This window comes from Kordiimonas aestuarii (assembly GCF_025574465.1).
GTDB classification, from domain to species: domain Bacteria; phylum Pseudomonadota; class Alphaproteobacteria; order Sphingomonadales; family Kordiimonadaceae; genus Kordiimonas; species Kordiimonas aestuarii.
Genome location: NZ_JAOBPP010000020.1, coordinates 443,122 through 466,355, shown reverse-complemented (window position 1 = coordinate 466,355; position 23,234 = coordinate 443,122). Strand labels below are relative to the sequence as shown.

Sequence of the window (23,234 nt, the reverse complement as noted above, 5' to 3'; positions counted from 1 at the left end):
ATGTGGCGCACTCCCTGGTCTTTTACTCAGCAGCGGCGGCGCCGCCCTTTTTCGCATTAGAATTTTCATCGGCGTCATCCGCACGCGACGCACGCTTTTCGAGTGCGCGGTGCGAAAAGACAAGTACTGCTCTGGCACCCAGTGGTGACCGGTCTGCGATGCGAACGACGCCCCCGTGTTCTTCCATGATCCGTCTGACAATCGCCAACCCCAGTCCAGTGCCCTTGGCCCGCGTGGTCACATACGGTTCCATCAAGCGGTCTTTCTGATCCTGTGGCAACCCCAACCCATTGTCATCAACTCTGATCTCGGTTCGGTCACCGTCTTGGGAAAGGTCAACCCTGATCATTCCCGGCTCAACAGTGTCAGCCCCATGTTCGATATCCCGTTCAACCCGCGCCATCACAGATTCCACGGCATTCTTTAGAATATTGGTGAGGGCTTGGCCAACAAGGCGGCCATCACATTTAATGGATAAAATGCTCTCCGGCATGCGGGTGGAAAATTGTATCCTGCTTGCTGCAACATCCTGCAGGAACACCGACTGTTTAACCACATCGGCAATATCCGTCTCTTTGAGAATCGGTGCCGGCATTCTTGCAAACGAGGAAAACTCGTCCACCATACGCCTTAGATCGCCAACCTGCCGGATGATGGTATCAGTGCACTGGCTAAACACCTTTGTATCGCTGGCAATTTCCTTTAAATACTTACGTTTAAGTCTTTCTGCTGAAAGCTGAATCGGGGTCAGCGGATTTTTGATTTCGTGCGCGATACGACGGGCAACATCTGCCCAAGCGGCCGTACGCTGGTCAGCGAGTTGCTCAGTAAGGTCATCAAAGGTAACCACGTAACCGCCGATGGATTCCACATCTCCCTGCCCGCGTTCAACAAATACCCGAACCAGCAACGTCCGGGTTTCCCCCTTCACATCAATAAGCACCTGCCCTTTAACTTCACCGGCAACACTTTTTTCGCCCTGTCGCAGCAGCTCCGTAAATTCAGGTACGACCTCACTCAGGCGCCGGCCAATCAGATCTTCATAGGCAACGCCCAAGAGGCTGGCTGCGGAGCGATTGGGCAGGAAAACGGTACCGTCCTGCTGCAGCCCGATAACACCAGCCGACACGCCTTCCAGCACTTCCTCAAGAAATCGGCGACGTTCGTCCAACTCCCGGTTTGCCTCGATAAGCGCATCTTGGTGGCGGGCAATCTGGTCGGTCATGCGGTTGAAAGCACGGCTAAGCATGCCCACCTCATCGCTGGTCGGCGGACTTGGAACACGCGTAGCGAGATCCCCCTGACCGACGCGCTCAGCTGCGTCAACAAGGTTAGACAACGGATTAACCAGCCGCGCTGAAAACCAAAGCCCTATCCAGATGGCCGCGAGCAGGATCAAAAGGGCTACAATGATAAAAACCACATTGAATTGCAGTTGAATGTTGCTGCGTTGCCCCTCAAGGCTTTCATAGTCAGCCACAGCCGATCGGGTCGCCTGCAGGTAGCCAAGCACCTGTGGATTGAGGTCACGCGCCACATATAAATAGGTCGGGCGTAAAAAGCTCGAAAGCTTGATCATGCCAACGACGGTATTGTCTGCGGTATTGGACGCTACAAATGTACCGTCCTGTCGCACCCGGTCGAGCATGTTTTTTTGCAGCCGCGATGTGGTAAGCTCCAGCCCCTGATTAGCCCGTGCCACAACAGCCCCTTCCGTGTCCAGGTCCTGCATTTCAATAAGCAACACCTCGGACAATAGACGTGTATTTAAGGCACTGTAGGCTACCTGCTGTAGTGTCAGACTATCTGTCTGCTGCAACGGACTGAGGCGGTTGAACGCAAGCGCAATCGCCTGCATGTCTTTCTCGATCGTCGCCCGGTGCTCAATCATGTAGGTTTCGGCAACCTCAAGCGAGTTGTTGAGCGCTGAGCGCACCCGTTCGCTAAACCATGACTGAATGCCAAACTCGAGGAATAGCGCCGAGAACACCGTCATAATGATTGGCGGCACAATAGCAATCGCGATAAAAAAGCCGGTTACCTTGGTTTGAAGGCGAGAGCCCGCGGCCATGCCCTTGCGCGATAGCCAGAGACGGACAAACCACCGACCGATGGATACACCGAGCGCCAGCAACAGCGCCAAGTTGATGGCCAATAGCACCCGCATGGTCCGGCCCGAGGCTAGCTCAAACGGTCCAGACTTCCGTGACATCACGATATATGTAGTGATCGCTGATATTACTGCGAGTACCGAAAGTAGAATTTCAATACGTCCAGCAAGCTTAAGCCGCCGTGACCACAGCATAAATTTTGCCCAGCGCCGATTGGGTAACTTCGGCACCCCTGTGTTCACTTCAGGCTTTTTTAACGGCTTGTTCTTCGACATGCGCCCTATGATGCATATTTGTCACAATTGTTCCACATATATCACACGCTGAAACACGATTGTGGCAAAGTTTAGGATGCACGTGGGTGAACAGAGATATCAAGTTCGCGAATTTTCTTGCGGAGAGTGTTGCGGTTTAACCCAAGGAGTTCGGCAGCCTTGACCTGATTCCCACTTGTTACCTGCAACACCTTCTGAATAAGTGGCCGTTCCACCTCACGCAGAATACGCTGATAGAGGCCAGCAGGGGGCAAGCCGTCATCATGATAATCGAAATATTGGTCGAGATGCAGACGCAGTGTCTGCGCAAGGTTGCCACCACTGACATCTGCCATGATACTAACCGGCCCGCCTGCCATCTCCGAAGTGGAGCGATCAAATTCTGTTTTGATAACGGAGCCGCTGATTTCTTTGCCTGGATATAAGGCGCAAATGCGTTGCAGCAGGTTTTCCAGTTCACGGACATTGCCCGGCCAATCGAATGACTGCAGCGCTTTTTTTGCACCATCGGTAAGCTTCTTCTGCGGTAAGCCCTTATCCATGGCTTTTCGCAGGAAATGCTCCGCAAGGTCAGGGATGTCACCGGGCCGCTCCCTCAGTGGTGGCAGTGAAATAGGCACCACATTCAACCGAAAGAACAAGTCCTCTCTGAAATCGCCGGAACGAACCATCGACTGCAAGCTGCGATTTGTAGCGGCAATGATACGAACATCGGACTTTATGCTCTTCTGGCCACCAACTGTCCGATATTCCCCCTCTTGGAGGACCCTCAGTAAACGGGTCTGTGCTTCAAGCGGCATATCGCCGATCTCATCAAGAAATAGCGTACCACCTTTGGCTTGCCCGAACCGACCAAGAGTGCGGGTCTCCGCGCCTGTAAATGCGCCGCGCTCATGGCCAAAAAGTTCGCTTTCGATCAGTTCCCGTGGGATAGCAGCCATATTCACCGGCACAAATGGATTGTTGGCACGTGGGCCGTGAGCATGAAGTGCCCGCGCAACCAGTTCCTTACCGGTACCGCTCTCGCCTGTTACCATAACTGTGAGATCGGTTTTCACCACCCTCGCCATCGTACGGTAGATTTCCTGCATTACAGTTGAGCGACCGATAAGGAGGTTTTCATCACGCACAAGGTCGTCTGAAACAAGGGTGATTTTTTCCTTAAGCGCTTTCTTAACAATTGATATTAACTCATCTATATCAAAAGGCTTTGGCAAGTAGTCAAAGGCACCATTATTCGTTGCAGCCATTGCAGTTGAAAGCGTATTTTGTGCGCTCATAATCACGAACGGCAACTCAGGCCTTTTCTCAAGCAGGCCCGGCAAAGCATCAAGCCCACTACCTGACGGCATCATCACATCTGATATAACCACATCGCCCTGCCCCCTCTCCACCAAACGCATCAGCTCAGGCAGGTCTTCCGCTTCAAGCACCATCCAGCCTTCCTGACGCAAGGCTTCGCCAACTACCACGCGGATGGCTGTATCATCGTCCGCAACAATGATGGTCGGTTTAGGTCGTCCCACTTCTCATGTCCTCTTCAAGTGCAAGCTGCACCTTAAACTGCGCCCCACTTTTCGGGTGGTTATCACAGGTTACCGTTCCCTCCATATCACTCACGTATCTGGCAACCAGAGCAAGGCCCAAGCCTGTACCGCCTTCCTTGCCGCTGACAAATGGATCAAAAAGGTGCCCGCGTAGATGATTGGGTATTCCCGGCCCGTTATCCAGAACGCTGACTTCGACCGGCAAACGGATTCGTTCACCAGATCGACTAGTGAGCCAGATTCCATGCCGATACGATGTTGTGATTGTGATGTCAGCGTCAGGCCCCGCCGCTTCAACAGCATTTTTAATCAAGTTTAAAAACACCTGTATCAGACGATCATAATTACCAAAAACCGGCGGCAACGAAGGGTCAAAACGGGGGCGAAAACTACACTTTGCGCCAAAACCCGCCACGGCAACATTCAGCACATGATCCAGCACTTCATGGATATTCACCGCTTCATTTGTATGTGCGTGAGGTGAGCTGAAAGTTTCAAGCTCGTCAACGAGTCCTTTGATCCGATCCACTTCCTTGACAATCAGTTCAGTTAGTCTTGCGTTTTTACTGTCCTGCGCCCGGGCCATCAATTGCGCCGCACCTCGAATGCCCGAGAGCGGGTTTTTGATTTCATGCGCCAACATTGATGCCAGCCCACTGACAGATCGGGCCGCGGCTTCCATCTCGGCGCGTTTTTCCAGAAAAGCCGTGATTCGTCGCGGTTGTACAGAAAGGATAATAGCGCTGGAATCCCCGTGTGGGTGGGCATGCATATCCATCAACTCAATATCGCCAATCGGAGGCATGACAGCGACGTCATAGCTGTTAAGGGGCGTATTTTCATCACGAGCCCGAGTGACCAGCCCGTCAGCCGCATAGCCCACACCCCGCAGGTGGGCGATTGGGCTGCCACACAGTGTTTCGCGGCTGCGTTCAAAAATGGTTTCGGCCTGTGCAAAAACATCGGTGATGAGATTGTCCGTGCCAACCAGGAATATAGCTTGGCTTAGGCTATGCAGAATATCCTGCGTGCCTATCTCCCCCGCGCTGCCCCCCCGGTCACGCATTAAGCTGCCATTTGTTCACAAAGAGGTAAGTAGAAGTCTCTCAGGGCCCGCTTTACCGCCTCAGGGTCCTCCATACGGTTGATTTCGTTCCGGAAGTCGGCCGAGCTATGCAGGCCTTTCGTATACCAACCAAGATGCTTGCGAGCGATACGAATACCGCCTTCAATACCATAGTGGCTTAGCATTTCATCATAATGCTCAAGAACAGTGGCCATCTGTTCCTCAAGGTCGGGCTCCGGCCGTTTTTCACCGGTCCGCAGATAATGCATCACCTGGCCAATAAGCCATGGCTTGCCATAACAGCCGCGTCCTATCATGACCCCGTCTGCGCAAGAATCCGAAAGCGCCTGGTCAACATCGCCAAAATCGTTGATATCGCCATTCACCACTACCGGCAGGCTTACGGCTTCCTTGACAACGCCAACCTTCTTCCAGTTAGCATGGCCACGATACATCTGGCACCGCGTTCGTCCATGAACCGCGATGAGCTTAACCCCTGCCTGTTCTGCGATTTTGGCCAACTCAGGCGCATTAAAGCTATTATCGTCCCAGCCAAGGCGCATCTTAAGTGTGACGGGCAAGGACACAGCATTTACCGTAGCATGAATAAGCTCACCAGCGTGGTCGAGATCACGCATAAGCGCCGACCCGGCGTGGCCATTCACAACCTTTTTTACTGGGCATCCCATGTTGATATCAATGATAGCTGCGCCACGGTCTTCATTCAGCTTGGCAGCTTCAGCCATCTTGGCACCTTCACAACCCGCGAGCTGGACCGACATTGGAAATTCATCCGCACAGTTTGTCGACATCTTCATGCTGCTTGCGGTCGCTCGGATCATTGCTTCCGACGCAATCATCTCTGACACAACAAGCCCCGCGCCATAGCGTTTCACAAGACGCCGGAACGGCATATCGGTCACACCCGACATGGGTGCGAGAATAACTGGATCTTTGATTTCTACCGGTCCAATGTTAAGAGCCATCAATCTTTACCTAACCTAACAGATCACTGCCTAAATAATAGGCACCGCTTATGCCAGAAGTGATTACAAAAAGCCAGAGCCAGATTTTGCAAACGAGCCAACCGAAAATCGCAGTCCTGATCGTTGCCGCCGGGCGGGGTAGCCGCGCGGGAGCCGGACTTCCGAAACAGTATCGTACGGTCGCAGGGAAAATGATTTTATCCCATACGCTTGACGCCATGCGCACGGCCCTGCCCAACGTCCCCATAAAGGTTGTAGTTCACCGAGACGACCTCGAGCTATATCATGCGGCAGCAAAGGGTTTTGACCTTCTTGAACAAGCTCTGGGCGGCGCGACCCGGCAGGAGAGCGTACGTGATGGCCTTGCTGCCATGGCGCATATCGCGCCCGACTATGTTCTTGTTCACGACGCAGCCCGCCCCTTCATTGACAGAGATACAATAGAGCGACTTGTATCGGCCCTTGAACGCGGTGCCATGGCAGTGTTACCCGCAATACCAGTAACAGATACGCTTAAGGCAGTATCCGACGAGGTGATTACCCGCACAGTTAAGCGGGATGGCCTGTATTCGGTGCAAACCCCTCAAGCTTTCCGGTTTCATGCCTTGCTGGAAGCGCATGAACGAGCGACCGGGGATCAATACACCGACGATGGCGCCGTCATGGAAGCTAATGACACCCAAGTTCGCATCGTGGAAGGCAATGACAATAACTTCAAAATTACAACTGCCGCAGACCTTACAAAGGCGGAACAGATGCTGATGATGCGATTGGCGGATATCCGAACAGGTTCGGGTTATGACGTACACAGGTTTGAAGAAGGTGATCATGTCTGGCTGTGCGGCGTGAGGCTGCCGTTCACTAAACGCCTGAAGGGGCATTCGGATGCCGATGTCGGCTTGCACGCCCTGACCGATGCTATCCTCGCAGCCCTAGCAGAGGGCGATATTGGGCAACACTTTCCGCCTAGCGACGACCAATGGCGTGGCAGCCCCAGCGATATCTTTCTAAGTTTCGCTAAGGATCGCGTTTTGGCGAAGGGTGGCGTCATCGCCCATGTCGCCATATGCCTGATATGCGAGCGGCCCAAAATAGGCCCTCATAATATTGCCATGCGGGCGCGCATCGCCGAATTGTTGCAAATCGATATACGCCGCGTTTCCGTGCAAGCAACGACCACGGAAAAGCTCGGTTTTACAGGACGTGAAGAAGGCATTGCCGCACAGGCGACCGCAACTGTGCGCCTACCCTTCGGAGAAAATTGATGGCGAAAGTATCTCTGCGCACTTGGAACGAACGAAACCTGTCTCCACACTTCTGGTTTGTAACCGGTCTCGGCATTGGCATGCTCAGGCCTGCACCCGGGACATGGGGCTCGCTATTGGGGCTTCTCATCGGTGTTGTGCTGATACAGGCAGGTTTTGGCATATCCGGCCTGATTGCTGGCGCTATCACACTGACTGTTTTCGCCAGCCTTTCAATCAACCATATAGAAAAGCTTACCAATATTCATGACGCACCGGAAATTATCATTGATGAGATTGCCGGGCAGTGGTTGGCACTCATACCCGCTGCGCTCATTCCAAAGGCGTACATCATATATGGTTTGGCGTTTCTGCTGTTTCGGTTCTTTGACATCCTCAAACCCTGGCCGATTGGCTGGCTAGACAAAAAAGTAGCAGGAGGCTTTGGTGTGATGGTAGACGATCTCATCGCTGGCATTCTCGCTGCAATTAGTATATGGCTCCTTCTAACTACAGGTTTGTTAGATGGTTTGGTTTGATGGTCAACAGTACTAAAGAACGAATTGCTACTATTTTCCCCGGTTTTATAATTTCCCTCACCGTTGGACTCGCAGCCAGCTTCCTGGGTGAGCATTATGGCGCACCAGCAATGCTTTTTGCGCTTCTTCTGGGCATGGCACTGCACTTTGTGCATGATGATCCCAAATGCCAACCGGGCATCGCGTTTACCAGTAGTACAGTACTTCGTATTGGGGTTGCGCTCCTCGGCTTGCGCATTGCCCTTGCGGACGTAATGGCACTAGGTTGGCAAACCTTCGTGCTGATGGCCGTCGGTATCGTTACCTCCATTCTTTTTGGCCTTCTGGTAGCGCGGTTGTTTGGCCTCAAGAGGCGATTTGGTGCTCTTACAGGCGGTGCCGTTGCTATTTGTGGTGCTTCCGCCGCTCTTGCCCTATCTGCCGTCATGCCAAAAAGTGACGAACAGGAACGGGATACCGTATTTGCGGTGGTCGGCGTCACCGCCCTCTCAACTGTCGCCATGATAATCTACCCAATGATCGGTGGGCTTGTAGGCATGACCGACGCCGAAGCTGGCATCTTTATTGGTGCAACCATCCACGACGTTGCGCAAGTTGTGGGTGCAGGATACTCGATCTCCGCGGAAGCTGGCGATCTGGCAGCCCTCACCAAGCTGATGCGTGTCGCCATGCTATTGCCTGTGGTACTCGCTTTTGTTCTTGTTTTCCGCACATACGCACAAGCTGACGATGGCGCAAAAAAACCGCCGATACTACCCGGCTTCCTTGTTGCGTTCGTGGTTTTCGTGCTGATCAACAGCGCCGTAACCATACCTGCAGAGGCCAAGTCTGTCTTGACCACCTTCTCCAGAACGTGTCTCATAACTGCTATTGCTGCCATTGGGCTTAAAAGTAACCTCCGGAGCATCGCCACCCTTGGCTGGCGACCGGTGATGCTGATGGTGGTTGAGACAATCTGGCTTGCAGGGCTTGTGCTGCTGTGCCTTCCAATAACCGAGGCGTAATGTTCGACAAAAACATTCTGACATTGGCATCCCAGGTTCTTGAGGCTGCTCGTAACCGTAGCATGTTGGTTGTCACCGCTGAGAGTTGTACCGGAGGTCTGATTTCCGGCGCATTGACAGAAATTCCCGGTTCGTCCGACGTTGTTGACAGGGGCTTCGTCACTTATTCAAACGAAGCGAAGAATCAGATGTTGGGCGTCAGCACAGAAAGCCTTCACCGGTTTGGTGCAGTTTCGTCCGCAGTCGCCAAGGAAATGGCATACGGCGCGCTTGTAAATTCACGTTCTGACGTCAGCGTGGCTGTTACCGGGGTTGCGGGTCCGGGCGGCGGCACCCCGGAAAAGCCTGTCGGACTCGTATGGATTGGCGTCGCCCGCCAAGGCGAAGCGCCGTACGCACATGAATTTCACTTCGGGAACATCGGACGTGATAAAATCCGGCAAGCGACCGTCGCAAACGCCCTCAGGCTGCTCAAATCGGCAATTACGGATTAGCCCTCTTGGGTACACCATATATTTCCTCGGCTCGTGTCTCGAACGCGTGAACCATTTTTTTACATGCCTCGCCAAAAAGGCCGCCGATCATCTGGTTCAGCATACGATTTGAAAATTCGAACTCGACCTCAAAGTCAATTTGGCACGAGTGAAGGCCGACAGGTCTAAAGCGCCAGTGGTTATAAAGCCGTTTCATCGGCCCCTTGATGTAATCAACATCAACCCTGCCATATTCTTCGTATCGCACGCGCGAGGTAAATCGTTCACTGAACATCTTGAAGCCGATAATCACATCGGCATCAAACTGATCTTGCCTGCGGTTGTAGACGCGCGCGCCCGTGCACCACGGCAAAAATTCCGGGTATTTGGCTACATCAGAGACCAGCGTAAATAGCTGCTCTTGCGTGTAAGGCAGCGTCTTTTTCTCGGTAAACCGGGGCACTGGACTTGCTCGCCTTACCTATTCAGCGGCTTTAAGCTGTCGCTGACGCGCGGCGCGCAGCTTGGCAAAATCATCACCTGCATGGTAGCTCGACCGAGTGAGGGGCGTACTTGAGATCAGCAGGAAGCCCTTACCCTTGCCCATGCGCTCATAAGACTTGAACTCGTCGGGCGTGACAAAACGCTCAAGCTTGGCGTGGCGTGGTGTTGGCTGCAGATATTGGCCGATGGTCATAAAGTCGATATCCGCCATGCGCATGTCGTCCATCACCTGGCTCACTTCCATGCGTTCCTCGCCAAGGCCTACCATAATGCCCGATTTGGTAAAAATCGACGGATCCACTTTTTTCACAGTCTCAAGAAGGCGTAGCGAATGGTAGTAACGCGCGCCGGGGCGAATTTTGGGGTAGTTCCGCGGTACGGTCTCAAGGTTATGGTTAAACACATCAGGGCGCGCTTCCGCAACCATCTCGATGGCACCCGGCTTGTTGCGGAAATCCGGCGTTAAAATCTCGATCGTGGTATTGGGGCTGTGTTTGCGCAGTTCTTCAATCACACGCACAAACTGCCTTGCACCACCATCCGCCAGGTCATCTCTGTCGACAGAGGTGATGACAATGTGATTGAGGCCCATTTGCGCACAAGCAATCGCCGTATTCTCGGGCTCAAGCGGGTCTACCGCCATCGGGCGACCGGTCTTCACATTACAGAAGGCGCAAGCGCGTGTACAGGTATCACCCAAAATCATGATCGTGGCGTGTTTCTGTTTCCAGCATTCGCCAATGTTCGGGCATGCTGCCTCTTCGCAGACCGTATGTAGCTTCAGGTCGCGCATCATCTTGCGCGTTTCCGCATACTCTTTGCTCACAGGTGCCTTAACCCGGATCCAGCTTGGTTTGCGCTGATAGTTTTGCGGTTTGTCTTCTGTGCTCATTACTTGTCATCCAACTCATAAGCTTTGCGCAGCCAACCGATAAGCTCATCATCGATCCGCTCGTCTGCCGTTACCCCTATTACATGGGTAATACGGTCGCCTTTTGCAGCCCCGCCGGTATTTTTGACACGACCCGGAAGTTCGCTATCATAACGCCCAAGCGCCAGGCCGACATCCAGCCGTGTCTGCGTAGCAGCTTTTACCTGAGCGAATACGCGATGTCTATAGATGGGCACCATGGTCTTCGTCGGACTCACGCCCACGTCATCACCAAGGGAAAGCAAACGCCCAATCACTTTTTCCGCGAGCGGCTTCAAGGTTTCTTTTTTACCTGAAAACTGAGCATCGAAGAGGTGCGGTGCGCGGGTAAGGTAGGCATCACCGTCGTAGTCCTCAGGTGTCTCACCCAGCGCATAACTCGCCAGCAGCCATGCAGTCGGCTTGCCGAGCCCATGGTCCGCCTTCAGCTTGGCACCAAGGGCATTTATATCTGCGAGGTCATAACTGCGCGCGACATCCGCCCAACCGTCAGGGCTTTTGCCCGTGCGCTCCTCCATATTAGCCAGCATCGCCTGAATGTGAGAAACGCTTGGGTGAACCCTGAATTTCATTTTTGGCTCCTAGAAATGGATCGCCTTGCCGTAGGCGTCGAGCACACTTTCGTGCATCATCTCTGACAGCGTCGGGTGCGGGAAGACGGTGTGCATCAACTCCTGCTCCGTTGTCTCGAGCGTGCGGGCGACTGCGTAACCTTGGATAAGCTCCGTTACCTCGGCGCCAACCATGTGGGCACCCAGAAGCTCACCGGTTTTCTTGTCAAACACGGTTTTCACCATGCCTTCCGGTTCGCCAAGCGCAACCGCCTTGCCGTTGCCGATAAAGGGGAAGTTACCAACACGCACCTCATGGCCCTGCTCTTTCGCTTTCGCTTCCGTCAGACCAACCGATGCCACCTGCGGGCGGCAATATGTACAGCCCGGAATGTTGCCCTTGTCCATCGGGTGCAGGCCCTTGACGCCATTGATTTTCTCAACAGCGATAATGCCTTCGTGCGATGCCTTGTGTGCGAGCCACGGTGCACCAGCCACGTCACCAATAGCCCAGAAGCCGTCCACGCCGGTCTGGCCCCATTCATTGGTGACGATATGGCCGCGATCAACCTTGATGCCTGCGTCTTCAAGGCCAAGGCCTTCCACATTGCCGGTGATCCCGATGGCGATGATCACGCGGTCCACCGTGATCTCTTCTTTCTTGCCGTCCGTCTCAACCACGCAGGTTACATTATCCTTGCCCTTCTTGAGTTCGGTGACCGACGCTTTGGTTTTGATCGTCATGCCCTGTTTCTTGAAGGATTTCTCGGCGAATTTGGAAATGTCCGCGTCTTCAACCGGCAGCACGCGGTCCATCATCTCAACCACGGTCACATCAGAGCCCAGCTCATTGAAGAAGCTCGCAAACTCGATCCCGATGGCGCCAGAGCCTATCACCAGCAACTTCTTGGGCATTGTGTTCGGTGTAAGCGCATGACGATATGTCCACACCAGTTCACCATCCGCTTTCAGGTGCTCCAGCTCCCGCGCGCGGGCACCGGTCGCGATGATCACGTCCTTGGCCGTAAGTTCGGTCGTCTTGCCGTCTTCGCCTTTGACGGCAACCTTGCCTTTGCCGGTGATTTTAGCTTCGCCCTCAAGGTGGGTCACCTTGTTCTTCTTGAACAGGGATTTGATACCGCCGTTCATCTGCTTTGCCACACCGCGGCTGCGCTGCACTATGGCGTCAAGGTCGAAATCCACCTTGTCAATCTTCAGGCCATAATCCTTGGCGTTTTTGGCAAGGTGAAACACTTCGGCTGACCGCAAGAGCGCCTTCGTTGGAATACAGCCCCAGTTGAGGCAGATGCCGCCCAGAAGCTCGCGTTCTACACAGGCGACTTTCATGCCCATCTGTGCGCCACGGATCGCCGCCACATAACCACCTGGCCCGCCACCGATTACAACAAGATCAAAACTCTCAGCCATACTCAAATCCTTTCGGGATTTTCCACGCGTCGTGGATCATCAACACCACCGGTATGATCGGTAGTAGCTTTTTCAATCAACAGAACGCTGCAAACATCTCGGGCATAGGGCTTGTGTTCAATACCCTTAGGCACAATAACCATCTCGCCTGCCTCTACCCAAACCTGCCGGTCGCGGTAGTCCATGCGGAAACAACCGTCGATCACGAGGAAAAGCTCATCCTCCCCGTCATGGGCATGCCAGACAAAATCACCTTCGATTTTCGCCAGCTTGACGTGATACCCATCAAGTTCGCCAACAAGTTTCGGTGACCAATGCTCACTGAAACTTGTCAGTTTTTTCTTGAGATTAACTACGTCCATTGCAGCGATCCTCAAACAGCAGCTTAAAGCAGCATCGTGATCGGATCCTCAACATAGCTCTTGAAGGCCGCGAGGAATTCTGCGCCAACCGCCCCGTCAACCGCACGGTGGTCACACGACATGGTACAGCTCATCACGGTCGCAACAGCAAGCGCGCCGTCCCTCACCACCGGACGCTGTTCGCCTGCGCCGACGGCCAGGATAGCCCCCTGAGGTGGGTTGATCACCGCACCAAATTCCTTAATGCCGTACATACCCAAGTTGGAGATAGAGAATGTACCGCCTGCATAATCTTCCGGAGCCAGTTTGCCGTCCCGCGCGCGAGTAGCCAGGTCCTTAACCGCCTTTGAGATATCGGAAAGCCCCATACCGTCCGCACCGCGTACAACCGGGGTCACGAGACCACCTTCAATGGCGACCGCCACGGAAATATCCGCGCGCTCGTACCAGTACATCTTGTCACCCGCAAACTGCACATTGGCCGCAGGTACTTTCTTGAGCGCAAGAGCCGTCGCACGGATAATGAAGTCATTAACCGAAAGCTTCACACCGCTGTCAGCCAGCTTCTCATTCAGCACCTTACGCTGCGCGAGCAGGTTATCCAGCTCACACTCGATGGTCAGGTAGAAATGCGGCACATGCTGCTTCGATTCCGTCAGGCGGCGCGCAATAGTTTTGCGGATGTTCGACAGGCGTTCCTCGTGATACGGAATATCGTCATACGGGCCATATTCAGGTGCCGATGCTGCAGCGGCTGGTGCTTTCGCGCCTTCTTTTGCCGCTGGCGTAGCCTCATCGGCTTTGCCTACACCTTTTTCAAGAGCGGCTTCAATATCGCGTTTCACGATGCGGCCATTGGGGCCAGTGCCGTCAAGCGCCTTGAGGTCAAGGCCTTCCTGGCTTGCAATACGCTTGGCCAGTGGCGATGCTTTGATGCGCTCACCCTCAGCTTTTGACGGCTTGCCTTCAGGCTTTTTCTCAGAAGAAGCACTTGAAGGTTTAACCTCTTCCTGCTTTTCTTCCTCAGCATCATCTGTTTCTTCAGCCTTCGGGGCAGCCTCGGCCTTTTTGTCGTCGGTCGGGACCTTAACGTCAGAGACATCTTCGTCCTCTTCCGCAAGCATGGCTATAATCTTGCCAACCGGCACATCGTCTGTACCTTCTTCCACGAGGATTTTGGCAACGGTGCCATCGTCGATGCTCTCGACCTCCATCGTCGCTTTATCGGTTTCGATCTCGGCGATCACATCGCCGCTTTCGACCTTGTCGCCTTCTTTCACCAGCCACTTGGCAAGCGTGCCCTTTTCCATCGTAGGCGAAAGGGCGGGCATGAAAATTTCGATAGCCATGGCAGTAGCCTTATCTCTTGTGACAGGAATATGTTTCTAGCGCTGAATGAAAACGACGATGACCAAGATCATCCCGATGATAAACAGCGTCATCTTTCCTTCGCCAGATCCGCCGCTTCTCCCACCTAGTGTTGGATCACGATAATCCAATTTAACCTTGGTGCTTCGAAAAGCGGACTTCAAGCCATAGCGATTAATCAGACGACGCCATTTTCTTCTTCTCATTCACGCTTCCCAATTAGTCCGCGTAGCAAACTGCTTTTGCAGCCTTGACGATATCATCGGCGCCAACAACGGCGGCTTTCTCGAGATTGTTGGCGTATGGCAACGGCACGTCCGCGCTGTTGACGCGGGTTACCGGTGCGTCGAGCCAATCGAACGCTTTTTCCATCAGCTGTGCCGACACATCAGAAGCCACCGAACACTGAGGCCAGCCTTCTTCCGCGATTACACAGCGGTTGGTTTTTTTCACGCTTTCAATAACAGTGTCGATATCAAGCGGGCGAATCGTGCGCAGGTCAATGACTTCAGCGCTGATACCCTCTTCCGCCAGCTTGTCGGCTGCCTTTAGCGCTTCACCAACCGTGATGGAATAAGATACGATTGTCACATCCGCGCCTTCCCGGAAAATACGCGCCTTGCCGATGGGCAGCACATAGTCTTCCAGTTCCGGAACCTCGAAACTTTCGCCGTACATCAGCTCATTCTCAAGAAACACAACCGGGTTTGGATCCTGAATCGCCGCCTTCAGAAGGCCTTTGCAATCAGCAGCATCATAGGGTGCGATAACCTTCAGGCCCGGCACATTGGCATACCACGATGCATAGTTCTGGCTGTGCTGCGCGCCCACACGGCTTGCGGCGCCGTTCGGGCCACGGAAAACAATCGGGCATGACACCAAGCCACCAGACATGTAGCGCGTTTTGGCGGCGGAGTTGATGATATGGTCAATCGCCTGCATGGCGAAGTTGAAGGTCATGAACTCGATAACAGGCTTCAGCCCCGCGAACGCAGCGCCCGCGCCAAGGCCTGCAAAGCCGTGCTCGGTAATCGGCGTGTCGATCACACGGTCGGCGCCAAATTCGTCCAGCAGGCCCTGGGTTACTTTATAAGCGCCCTGGTACTCCGCCACTTCTTCACCCATGACAAAAACATCGCCGTCCTTGCGCATTTCTTCAGCCATGGCATCCCTGAGCGCCTCGCGCACTGTAAGCTTGACCATTTTAGTGCCTTCGGGAATTTCCGGGTCCTGCAGGTTCTCGCTGGAGACTACCGCGCCAGCGAAACCAGCGTCCTGTTCGTCCGGGTCTTCCTTCGGCGATTCCGGGATCTTAGCTTTTCTGTCATCTTCAGCGCCCTTGTCGTCAGCCTTTTCCGGCTCTGGTGCTGAATCGACGTCAATGTCTTTCGGGTCCTCGCCCTCTTCGGCGACGATGGCGATCAACTCGCCTACAGGCACGTCATCTGTACCTTCCGCGACAATGATTTTCGCGATGATGCCCTCGTCCACCGATTCGACTTCCATTGTCGCCTTGTCGGTTTCAATCTCTGCGATCACATCACCGGATTCGATGCTGTCGCCCTCTTTGACGAGCCATTTCGCCAGTGTACCCTTTTCCATGGTGGGAGACAGGGCCGGCATGGTGATTTTAATTGCCATGAGTGGATGCTCCCTTACGCCAGCACATCAGTATAAAGTTCAGAAAGTTCAGGCTCTGGACTATCAGTCGCGAATGTTGCCGCGTCTGCGATCTTCGCCTTGATTTCCTTATCAAGATCCTTCAGCGCCGCTTCATCCATAATGTCTGCGTCCAGAATACGCTGCTTGACCTGATCAATCGCATCATGTTCGGCGCGCATCTTCTGCACTTCTTCCTTGGACCGGTATTTCGCCGGATCAGACATGGAATGACCGCGATAGCGATATGTCTTCATTTCAAGAATGAAGGGGCCCTCGCCCTTGCGGCAGTGTGCGACAGCTTCGTCCATCGCCGCTCGCACTTCCAGCACGTTCATGCCGTCCACCTGCTTGCCGGGAATCTTGAAGCTTTCACCACGTCGATGCAGCTCAATCTGCGACGACGAACGGCTGACACTCGTGCCCATGGCATACTGGTTATTCTCGATGATGTAGATCACCGGAAGGTTCCAGATACGCGCCATGTTGAAGCTTTCGTAAACCTGGCCCTGGTTTGCGGCACCGTCGCCAAAATAGGCCACCGATACATTGTCCGATTTACGGTACTTGGCTGCAAAACCGAGACCGGTGCCGAGCGAAACCTGCGCGCCCACAATGCCGTGCCCGCCATAAAAACCACGCTCAGGGTCAAACATGTGCATGGAGCCGCCCTTACCACGCGAACAACCGCCCGAGCGGCCTGTAAGTTCGGCCATGACACCCTTGGGGTCGGCCCCGGCAGCGATCATATGCCCGTGTTCGCGATAGCCTGTGATGACAGAGTCGCCGTCTTTAAGCGCCGTCTGGATACCGACAACAACGGCTTCCTGGCCGATATAAAGGTGACAGAAGCCTCCGATAAGGCCCATGCCATACATCTGCCCAGCTTTTTCTTCAAAGCGCCGAATGGTCAGCATTTGAGTATAAAGTTCAACAAGTTCATCGTTCGACGCATCATACAGCGTCGGACCGGAATTGCGGCGACGGCTTGATGCCGTCGACTTCTTAGTCGTCTTTTTTGTAGTCATGTCGGCCTTCCAGAAAAGGTCCCAGAAATCAGGTATAGGCAGGATGCCTTACGCCAAAGCGTCTAGGGACAATGGATAGCGCCGATTTCAGCAATTTGCAATAGGATATAAACTATTGAAATTAAATGATAATTACTGATTAACTTACTTTTTGTTAATCACTGGCCAGCGGCAGGAAGGAAAACCACAATCTCATCGGGGTGGGTAAAGCCAAGGCGCCGCCGTACCTGCTCTTCAAGCATATCGGGGTCCAGCGCCTGATCGGAGAGCTTGCTGGTACGCACTTCAAGCGCCTCCTTCTCGGCTGCAACTTTTTGGGCAATAACGGTAAGTTCATGCTGTTGCACTTCAAGGCGCTTCAGCGCCGCGAGGCTATTGTCGCCCTGAAACGCATGAAAGGCAAAATACCCGAACAGGAACAGCCAAACCCCGGCCATCCATGCCTGCCCTAAATAGCGTGATATTTTTCCGACTCGCTTCATGATTCGAATCATCTCATAAGCGAATCATGGGGGCAAGGGAAAAGGTATACAAACGATACATTTTTTACATGCGGAACTCAGGGCTTCCATACATCGCGGAAGCCCTGGTAAATGAATTACGGACCTACCCTTTCAGAATAGAACGTCCAGCGTAAACTGCCGAAGCACCAAGCTCTTCCTCAATGCGAATAAGCTGGTTATATTTGGCCAGCCGATCAGAACGTGCAAGCGAACCGGTTTTGATCTGGCCACAGTTCATGGCAACCGCAAGATCTGCGATTGTAGCGTCTTCGGTTTCACCCGAGCGGTGTGACATGACAGAGGTGTAGGACGCGCGGTGCGCCATATCGACGGCCTTCATAGTCTCAGAGAGAGTGCCTATCTGATTGACCTTTACAAGGATCGAGTTCGCCACACCCTTCTCAATGCCATCAGCAAGTCGCGCAGGGTTAGTCACAAACAGGTCATCACCAACGAGTTGAACCTTATCGCCGATGCGGTCCGTCAGCATTTTCCAACCGTCCCAATCATCTTCTGCCATACCGTCTTCGATGGAAATGATGGGGTATTTCGCAACGAGGTCAGCATAGTAGTCAACGAGGCCTGCACTATCGAGGGACTTGCCTTCACCTTTCAGCTCATACTTGCCATCGTTGAAAAACTCGGTAGATGCGGCATCGAGGGCGAGATAGACATCTTCACCAGGCGCGTAACCCGCACTTTTGATAGCTTCCACAATAAAATCAAGCGCATCAACCGTCCCGTTGAGGTTGGGGGCAAAGCCGCCTTCGTCACCCACATTGGTATTGTGGCCCGCGGCTGCCAGCTTGGATTTGAGCTCGTGAAAAATCTCAGCACCAATGCGGATAGCATCACGCACGCTGTCTGCGTTGACAGGCATGATCATAAATTCCTGAACATCGATCGGATTGTCCGCATGTTCACCGCCATTGATGATATTCATCATCGGAACCGGCAACACATGCGCATTTGGACCACCAATGTAGCGATAGAGCGGCAAACCACAGCTATCGGCGCTGGCTTTTGCAATCGCAAGCGACACGCCCAGAATGGCATTTGCGCCCAGACGCCCCTTGTTTTCCGTTCCATCAAGATCACGCATGGCTTGGTCGATGCCAAGCTGGTCTTCACTGTCCAGTCCAACCAGTGCATCAAACAGTTCGCCATTCACGGCCTCAACCGCCTGAAGCACGCCCTTCCCCCGGTAGCGACCGCCACCGTCACGTAGCTCCACAGCTTCATGGGCACCGGTAGAGGCGCCTGACGGCACGGCTGCACGGCCAAAAGCACCGTCTTCAAGAATTACGTCTACTTCGACGGTGGGATTACCGCGGCTGTCAAGAATTTCACGGCCGATGATATCGATGATGGCACTCATGGGCTTATTCCTTAAATGCTCTGAAGGGAAATGAGAAATTACCGGCGGATTGTTACCCCTTCAACGCCAAATCTGCAAGGTTTGAGGCTTTCAGACTGGAAAAAATCAATGACTTCACTAAAGTCAGCGAAAAGGGAGGAATAGTATGAAGCATTTTCTTGCAAGAACTGCTGCCGTGGTGCTGGCGGCGGGGCTGCTGGCGCAAACACCGGTTCTGGCAACCGATGAGAAGGTTGACCACTATACTCAGGAAAATGCACATCGCATCATGGCGGATTTTCGCGATTTCCTCTCTATGCCGAACGTAGCCGCAAATACCGAAGATATGATGGTCAACGCCCGCTGGATCATAGATTACATCCGCAAGCGCGGATTTCAGGGTGAAATCGTTTCCGCAGGCGGTGCACCGTACGTTATCGCTGAAAAGCAAGTTCCGGGCGCCGAAAAAACCGTGCTGATTTATGCCCATTTTGATGGCCAGCCTGTTGCTCCTGAAAACTGGGCATCACCGCCCTTCACCCCCACCCTGAGGGATGGCATGGTCGAAGCGGGGGGGGACATCATTGAGTGGCCATCCGGGAATGAAAGTTTCAACCCCGAGTGGCGGCTGTTTGCCCGCTCAGCAGGCGACGACAAAGCGCCAGTGATCGCCCTTATGGCTGCCATTGATGCGCTTGAGGCAGCAGGCACTCCCCCAAGCGTAAATATAAAACTGATACTGGACGGCGAGGAAGAAGCTGGCTCACCCACCTTGGGTAACATTCTCGCGCAGCATGGCGATAAACTGACATCAGACCTTCTGCTGTTTTGCGATGGTCCCATGCACCAGAGCCGACAACGCCAACTGGTGTTTGGCGTTCGCGGTGCCATGACCGTGCATTTGACAGCCTTTGGCCCCAAAAGGCCCTTGCACAGTGGCCACTATGGTAACTGGGCCCCCAATCCCAATGACCGGCTTGTGCACCTGTTGGCAAAAATGAAGGATGAGGAGGCACGCATCCTGGTACCCGGCTATCACGATGATGTGCAGCCCATCACTGACGCCGAAAGGGAGGCAATAGCAGCCCTGCCCCGCATGGACGAAGCGTTGAAGGAAGACTTGGCCCTCGGCGATACCGACGGTGAAGGCAAACGACTTGAAGAATTGATTATGTCGCCAGCCATTGTCATCAAAGGCTTTGAGGGCGGCGGTACTGGCCCAAAGTCCCGCAATATTATCATGCCCAGCGCAACGGCCTCCCTCAACTTGCGCCTGGTGCCAGACCAAACGCCAGAAAGCGTAAAGTCCTCGCTAAATGCTTTTTTCGAATCCGAAGGTTATTGGGTAACAAATAAACAGCCTGATGATAGCGAGCTGAGAACGCACGAAAAAGTCCTGAAGGTCGAGTGGGTACCTGGAGGATATGGCGCATTCCGGAGCAGACTTGACAGCCCCACCGCCAAAAAACTCATTCGCATCCTCGATGACATAGATGACGAAACAACACTTCTCACCCCAACAATGGGAGGAAGCCTGCCTATTTATCTGTTTGAAGAAGCGCTGGATGCCCCGATCATTCTTTTGCCCGTCGCAAATCACGATAATAACCAGCACGGAAGAAACGAGAACATCCGGCTCCAGAACCTTTGGGATGCAATCGACGTGTATGCGGCTATTTTAACGCAGTTTGGCGTCGGAAATTAGAGGTGATACCTGTCCTCAAGCGCATAATACAGGGTGCGGATACGCGCGGTAAAACTTGCGGGCAGGTCTCGGTTCATCCCCTTCTGGATCAGGATGATCTTCGCTTTCAAACCGGACAGCTCCTCGCGCTTTTCCTTATCCTCGGGGGCTAATGCGAGGCGAATTTCAGTTTCGCTCAAAAGTGCTTCGAGCCGAGGCAATGTCCACATGGGAAATGTTTCGGAATATTCGCGCAGGTCCAGAAGCGCGTCATTCAGGTCTCGCCACGGCATGGTATTACCCAAAACCTGCAACTCGCGCACACGCAGTTGCAGGCGGGTCTGGTCAGAGCGATCTCCCCGCACAAAGGCATAAGAACGGGCAGATGCAAAAAAGCGCGAAGCATGCTCAGCTTCTCCCACTTCAGCCGCAGCATGTGCGGCTTCAATGTCGAGTCCCATGATAAACGCAGGAGAGGTGCCGGCATTAACCCTGATCGCTTCATGCCATAGAGGTACCACCCGCTGCTTATCCTGCGCAGCAGATGCAGCCCGCGCCCGAATGAGAGCATATTGGGGCGCAAACGGTGCTTCCGCCCCGTGATACCGCACAAATTCCTGCCAGACCCGCTCAACATCGCGGTTAATTCTGCGAAGCGTATCCTCATCGCGCACATTGACATATTGCGCCACCACAGCTTCGGCGTTTTGCCGTGCCGCAACCGCCCGTTCCTGATCGTCTGCCGCCAAGGCGGAAAATGAGGTACAGGCAAGTAATAGCAGCAGAACAATCAAACGAATCATAACAAGCTCTCTCTCAAACCCTTGATATAGGCATATTTTACCCTTTGATAACCTTAATGCAAAAAGGGGGCCGTTTAGCCCCCTTTTCATAATCGATATCAAATAAGCCGTTTAAACGAGGCGGCTTTGCTTAAGTGCCGCAGCAACAAAGCTTGCGAACAGCGGATGCGGATCAAACGGTTTGGACTTCAACTCCGGGTGATATTGTACACCGATAAACCATGGGTGATCCGGTATCTCCATAATTTCCGGCAGCTCACCATCCGGTGACATGCCGGAGAACAGCACACCCGCCTCCTCAAGTTTTTTCACGTAACCGATATTCACCTCATAGCGGTGGCGATGCCGCTCAGAAATCTCGGTTTTGCCGTAAATTTCGGCAACTTTGGAGCCCTCTTTAAGGTGGGCTTCATAGGCACCCAGTCGCATTGTCCCGCCAAGATCGGTATCTTCTGTCCGCGTTTCAACGCTGCCGTCTTCACGAATCCACTCGGTAATCAGACCCACAACAGGGTTTTTCTGCTCTTCGAACTCGGTTGATCCTGCATCCTTGATGTTCGCAAGGTTGCGGGCTGCTTCAATGGTTGCCATCTGCATACCAAGGCAAATGCCAAAATACGGAATACCCCGTTCCCGCGCGAACTTGGCCGCTGCAATCTTGCCTTCCGTACCACGTTTACCGAAACCACCCGGCACCAAAATCGCGTGCACATTCTCAAGCCGGGACATCGCATCTTCGCGTTCAAATACTTCGGATTCGAACCACTCGATATTCACTTTCACCTTATTGGCAATACCGCCATGGATGATGGCTTCATTGAGCGACTTATAAGCGTCCTTCAGGCCCGTGTATTTACCCACCACGGCGATGGTAACCTCGCCTTCCGGGTTTTTAATGCGGTCAACGATATCTTCCCAAGGCGCAAGGTCCGGACGCTGTGAATGCGCAAGGCCAAAGGCTTTCAGGACTTCAACGTCCAGGCCTTCCTTATGGTAGGAAATTGGCACTTCATAAATTGTGCCTACATCCATCGCCGGGATCACGGCGGTCTCCGCCACGTTGCAATAAAGCGACATCTTCCGGCGTTCGCCGTCAGGGATCGGGTGTTCGGACCGGCAAACAAGGATATCCGGCTGAATACCGATGGAGCGCAGGTCTCGCACACTATGCTGGGTTGGTTTGGTCTTGAGCTCGCCCGCCGCCGCCAAATATGGCACAAGTGTCAGATGCACAAAGATCGAACGGCCTTTGCCCAGCTCAATTGACAGCTGGCGAATAGCTTCCATGAATGGTGCAGCCTCGATATCACCAGCGGTACCGCCCACTTCACACAGCATGAAGTCGATACCTTCCTGCTGTGCAAGGGCAAATTCCTTGATGGCGTCGGTTACATGAGGGATCACCTGCACCGTGCCGCCAAGATAGTCGCCACGGCGTTCTTTCTGAATGATCTGCTGGTAAATACGGCCGGATGTGATGTTATCACTCTGGCGCGACGCAACCCCGGTGAAGCGCTCATAGTGGCCAAGATCAAGGTCCGTTTCCGCACCGTCGTCGGTCACATAGACTTCACCGTGTTGATAGGGACTCATCGTGCCCGGGTCCACATTCAGATAAGGGTCCAGCTTACGCAGGCGCACAGAATACCCTCGTGCCTGCAACAATGCGCCAAGCGACGCTGACAACAGGCCTTTGCCTAGGGAACTAACCACACCACCGGTGATAAAAATATAGCGCGTCATGAAGCCTCTCATAAATCCAAAAAGCACACAGCGACCCAGCAGCCTCAGGCTGGGGTACCTCTACCAAT

The 23,234-nt window shown here is 53.6% G+C and carries 23 protein-coding genes; 6 read left to right on the top strand and 17 right to left on the bottom strand.

Annotated elements, in window-relative coordinates; translation table 11 throughout:
• Positions 1-22 precede the first annotated feature (22 nt).
• The 3 genes from OEU85_RS11595 to OEU85_RS11585 all read right to left on the bottom strand — a co-directional run bounded on the left by OEU85_RS11595 (position 23) and on the right by OEU85_RS11585 (position 4,711).
• Entirely contained in the window at positions 23-2,305 is a 2,283-nt protein-coding gene (locus tag OEU85_RS11595; RefSeq protein WP_262691639.1) for a sensor histidine kinase NtrY-like, read from the bottom strand.
• A gap of 152 nt (positions 2,306-2,457) precedes the next feature.
• Complete coding sequence (gene ntrC / locus OEU85_RS11590; protein WP_262691638.1) at positions 2,458-3,912, bottom strand: nitrogen regulation protein NR(I); 1,455 nt, start codon at positions 3,910-3,912, stop codon at positions 2,458-2,460.
• Entirely contained in the window at positions 3,899-4,711 is an 813-nt protein-coding gene (locus tag OEU85_RS11585) for a two-component system sensor histidine kinase NtrB (protein WP_262691637.1), read from the bottom strand. The genes ntrC and OEU85_RS11585 overlap by 14 nt, the downstream gene beginning before the upstream one ends.
• Between OEU85_RS11585 and OEU85_RS11580 the strand changes: the two genes are divergently transcribed.
• On the top strand, positions 4,700-4,942 hold the full coding sequence (locus OEU85_RS11580; protein ID WP_262691636.1) for a hypothetical protein: 243 nt from the start codon (positions 4,700-4,702) through the stop codon (positions 4,940-4,942). The genes OEU85_RS11585 and OEU85_RS11580 overlap by 12 nt on opposite strands.
• A gap of 56 nt (positions 4,943-4,998) precedes the next feature.
• Here OEU85_RS11580 and dusB read toward each other — a convergent pair whose 3' ends face one another.
• A complete protein-coding gene (gene dusB, locus OEU85_RS11575; protein WP_262691635.1) occupies positions 4,999-5,985 on the bottom strand; it encodes a tRNA dihydrouridine synthase DusB in 987 nt (328 codons plus the stop codon).
• A 50-nt stretch (positions 5,986-6,035) separates the two neighbouring features.
• On the opposite strand from dusB, the gene OEU85_RS11570 reads away from it, so the two are divergent.
• The 4 genes from OEU85_RS11570 to OEU85_RS11555 are packed head-to-tail and all read left to right on the top strand — an operon-like array spanning position 6,036 to position 9,266.
• Complete coding sequence (locus OEU85_RS11570) at positions 6,036-7,250, top strand: bifunctional 2-C-methyl-D-erythritol 4-phosphate cytidylyltransferase/2-C-methyl-D-erythritol 2,4-cyclodiphosphate synthase (RefSeq protein ID WP_262691634.1); 1,215 nt, start codon at positions 6,036-6,038, stop codon at positions 7,248-7,250.
• Positions 7,250-7,768, top strand: a complete 519-nt coding sequence (locus OEU85_RS11565; protein ID WP_262691633.1) for a phosphatidylglycerophosphatase A family protein — start codon at positions 7,250-7,252, stop codon at positions 7,766-7,768. Before OEU85_RS11570 ends, OEU85_RS11565 begins: the two co-directional genes overlap by 1 nt.
• Positions 7,768-8,772, top strand: a complete 1,005-nt coding sequence (locus OEU85_RS11560; RefSeq protein ID WP_262691632.1) for a YeiH family protein — start codon at positions 7,768-7,770, stop codon at positions 8,770-8,772. Before OEU85_RS11565 ends, OEU85_RS11560 begins: the two co-directional genes overlap by 1 nt.
• On the top strand, positions 8,772-9,266 hold the full coding sequence (locus OEU85_RS11555; RefSeq protein ID WP_262691631.1) for a CinA family protein: 495 nt from the start codon (positions 8,772-8,774) through the stop codon (positions 9,264-9,266). The genes OEU85_RS11560 and OEU85_RS11555 overlap by 1 nt, the downstream gene beginning before the upstream one ends.
• Here the strand turns inward: OEU85_RS11555 and OEU85_RS11550 are convergent.
• The 11 genes from OEU85_RS11550 to eno form a co-directional block, all read right to left on the bottom strand.
• Positions 9,256-9,708 carry a type II toxin-antitoxin system RatA family toxin gene (locus OEU85_RS11550; RefSeq protein ID WP_262691630.1) on the bottom strand — a complete coding sequence of 151 codons (453 nt, stop codon included), beginning with the start codon at positions 9,706-9,708 and terminating at the stop codon, positions 9,256-9,258. The two genes, OEU85_RS11555 and OEU85_RS11550, sit on opposite strands and share 11 nt — an antisense overlap.
• 18 nt (positions 9,709-9,726) lie before the next feature.
• A complete protein-coding gene (gene lipA / locus OEU85_RS11545) occupies positions 9,727-10,641 on the bottom strand; it encodes a lipoyl synthase (RefSeq protein ID WP_262691629.1) in 915 nt (304 codons plus the stop codon).
• Complete coding sequence (locus OEU85_RS11540) at positions 10,641-11,252, bottom strand: DUF5655 domain-containing protein (protein WP_262691628.1); 612 nt, start codon at positions 11,250-11,252, stop codon at positions 10,641-10,643. Before OEU85_RS11540 ends, lipA begins: the two co-directional genes overlap by 1 nt.
• Positions 11,253-11,261: 9 nt before the next feature.
• Positions 11,262-12,659: a dihydrolipoyl dehydrogenase gene (gene lpdA, locus OEU85_RS11535; protein ID WP_262691627.1), complete on the bottom strand. Its 1,398-nt coding sequence runs from the start codon at positions 12,657-12,659 to the stop codon at positions 11,262-11,264.
• 2 nt (positions 12,660-12,661) lie between these two features.
• Positions 12,662-13,021, bottom strand: a complete 360-nt coding sequence (locus OEU85_RS11530; RefSeq protein ID WP_262691626.1) for a cupin domain-containing protein — start codon at positions 13,019-13,021, stop codon at positions 12,662-12,664.
• Between the two features lie 23 nt (positions 13,022-13,044).
• Entirely contained in the window at positions 13,045-14,370 is a 1,326-nt protein-coding gene (locus OEU85_RS11525; protein ID WP_262691625.1) for a pyruvate dehydrogenase complex dihydrolipoamide acetyltransferase, read from the bottom strand.
• Between the two features lie 36 nt (positions 14,371-14,406).
• A complete protein-coding gene (locus OEU85_RS11520) occupies positions 14,407-14,595 on the bottom strand; it encodes a hypothetical protein (RefSeq protein WP_262691624.1) in 189 nt (62 codons plus the stop codon).
• A gap of 13 nt (positions 14,596-14,608) precedes the next feature.
• Positions 14,609-16,030 (bottom strand): pyruvate dehydrogenase complex E1 component subunit beta, encoded by a 1,422-nt coding sequence (locus OEU85_RS11515; protein ID WP_262691623.1) that lies wholly within the window; start codon positions 16,028-16,030, stop codon positions 14,609-14,611.
• Positions 16,031-16,044: 14 nt separating this feature from the next.
• Positions 16,045-17,076, bottom strand: a complete 1,032-nt coding sequence (gene pdhA, locus OEU85_RS11510) for a pyruvate dehydrogenase (acetyl-transferring) E1 component subunit alpha (RefSeq protein WP_262691622.1) — start codon at positions 17,074-17,076, stop codon at positions 16,045-16,047.
• Between the two features lie 158 nt (positions 17,077-17,234).
• Positions 17,235-17,513 (bottom strand): FtsB family cell division protein, encoded by a 279-nt coding sequence (locus OEU85_RS11505; RefSeq protein WP_262691621.1) that lies wholly within the window; start codon positions 17,511-17,513, stop codon positions 17,235-17,237.
• 169 nt (positions 17,514-17,682) lie between these two features.
• Positions 17,683-18,957, bottom strand: coding sequence for a phosphopyruvate hydratase (gene eno, locus OEU85_RS11500; RefSeq protein WP_262691620.1), 1,275 nt, complete (start codon positions 18,955-18,957; stop codon positions 17,683-17,685).
• A 145-nt stretch (positions 18,958-19,102) separates the two neighbouring features.
• On the opposite strand from eno, the gene OEU85_RS11495 reads away from it, so the two are divergent.
• The gene (locus OEU85_RS11495; RefSeq protein WP_262691619.1) at positions 19,103-20,641 is read left to right on the top strand and encodes a M20/M25/M40 family metallo-hydrolase; all 1,539 of its coding nucleotides are present in this window, start codon (positions 19,103-19,105) and stop codon (positions 20,639-20,641) included.
• On the opposite strand, the gene OEU85_RS11490 is transcribed toward OEU85_RS11495, so the two are convergent.
• Positions 20,638-21,423 carry a hypothetical protein gene (locus OEU85_RS11490; protein ID WP_262691618.1) on the bottom strand — a complete coding sequence of 262 codons (786 nt, stop codon included), beginning with the start codon at positions 21,421-21,423 and terminating at the stop codon, positions 20,638-20,640. The two genes, OEU85_RS11495 and OEU85_RS11490, sit on opposite strands and share 4 nt — an antisense overlap.
• A gap of 111 nt (positions 21,424-21,534) precedes the next feature.
• Positions 21,535-23,166: a CTP synthase gene (locus tag OEU85_RS11485; RefSeq protein WP_262691617.1), complete on the bottom strand. Its 1,632-nt coding sequence runs from the start codon at positions 23,164-23,166 to the stop codon at positions 21,535-21,537.
• Positions 23,167-23,234: the final 68 nt, after the last annotated feature.

Bases quoted from the DNA above. Each gene is read 5' to 3' on its own strand.
- OEU85_RS11530 (WP_262691626.1), bottom strand. From the start codon at position 13,021: ATGGACGTAGTTAATCTCAAGAAAAAACTGACAAGTTTCAGTGAGCAT.
- OEU85_RS11540 (WP_262691628.1), bottom strand. From the start codon at position 11,252: ATGAAATTCAGGGTTCACCCAAGCGTTTCTCACATTCAGGCGATGCTG.
- dusB (WP_262691635.1), bottom strand. From the start codon at position 5,985: ATGGCTCTTAACATTGGACCGGTAGAAATCAAAGATCCAGTTATTCTC.
- OEU85_RS11580 (WP_262691636.1), top strand. From the start codon at position 4,700: ATGCATATCCATCAACTCAATATCGCCAATCGGAGGCATGACAGCGAC.
- pdhA (WP_262691622.1), bottom strand. From the start codon at position 17,076: ATGACTACAAAAAAGACGACTAAGAAGTCGACGGCATCAAGCCGTCGC.
- OEU85_RS11560 (WP_262691632.1), top strand. From the start codon at position 7,768: ATGGTCAACAGTACTAAAGAACGAATTGCTACTATTTTCCCCGGTTTT.
- OEU85_RS11565 (WP_262691633.1), top strand. From the start codon at position 7,250: ATGGCGAAAGTATCTCTGCGCACTTGGAACGAACGAAACCTGTCTCCA.
- OEU85_RS11505 (WP_262691621.1), bottom strand. From the start codon at position 17,513: ATGGCCGGGGTTTGGCTGTTCCTGTTCGGGTATTTTGCCTTTCATGCG.
- lpdA (WP_262691627.1), bottom strand. From the start codon at position 12,659: ATGGCTGAGAGTTTTGATCTTGTTGTAATCGGTGGCGGGCCAGGTGGT.
- OEU85_RS11570 (WP_262691634.1), top strand. From the start codon at position 6,036: ATGCCAGAAGTGATTACAAAAAGCCAGAGCCAGATTTTGCAAACGAGC.
- OEU85_RS11525 (WP_262691625.1), bottom strand. From the start codon at position 14,370: ATGGCTATCGAAATTTTCATGCCCGCCCTTTCGCCTACGATGGAAAAG.
- OEU85_RS11490 (WP_262691618.1), bottom strand. From the start codon at position 21,423: ATGATTCGTTTGATTGTTCTGCTGCTATTACTTGCCTGTACCTCATTT.
- lipA (WP_262691629.1), bottom strand. From the start codon at position 10,641: ATGAGCACAGAAGACAAACCGCAAAACTATCAGCGCAAACCAAGCTGG.
- OEU85_RS11595 (WP_262691639.1), bottom strand. From the start codon at position 2,305: ATGCTGTGGTCACGGCGGCTTAAGCTTGCTGGACGTATTGAAATTCTA.
- OEU85_RS11495 (WP_262691619.1), top strand. From the start codon at position 19,103: ATGAAGCATTTTCTTGCAAGAACTGCTGCCGTGGTGCTGGCGGCGGGG.
- OEU85_RS11585 (WP_262691637.1), bottom strand. From the start codon at position 4,711: ATGGATATGCATGCCCACCCACACGGGGATTCCAGCGCTATTATCCTT.
- OEU85_RS11520 (WP_262691624.1), bottom strand. From the start codon at position 14,595: ATGAGAAGAAGAAAATGGCGTCGTCTGATTAATCGCTATGGCTTGAAG.
- eno (WP_262691620.1), bottom strand. From the start codon at position 18,957: ATGAGTGCCATCATCGATATCATCGGCCGTGAAATTCTTGACAGCCGC.
- OEU85_RS11555 (WP_262691631.1), top strand. From the start codon at position 8,772: ATGTTCGACAAAAACATTCTGACATTGGCATCCCAGGTTCTTGAGGCT.
- OEU85_RS11485 (WP_262691617.1), bottom strand. From the start codon at position 23,166: ATGACGCGCTATATTTTTATCACCGGTGGTGTGGTTAGTTCCCTAGGC.
- OEU85_RS11515 (WP_262691623.1), bottom strand. From the start codon at position 16,030: ATGGCAATTAAAATCACCATGCCGGCCCTGTCTCCCACCATGGAAAAG.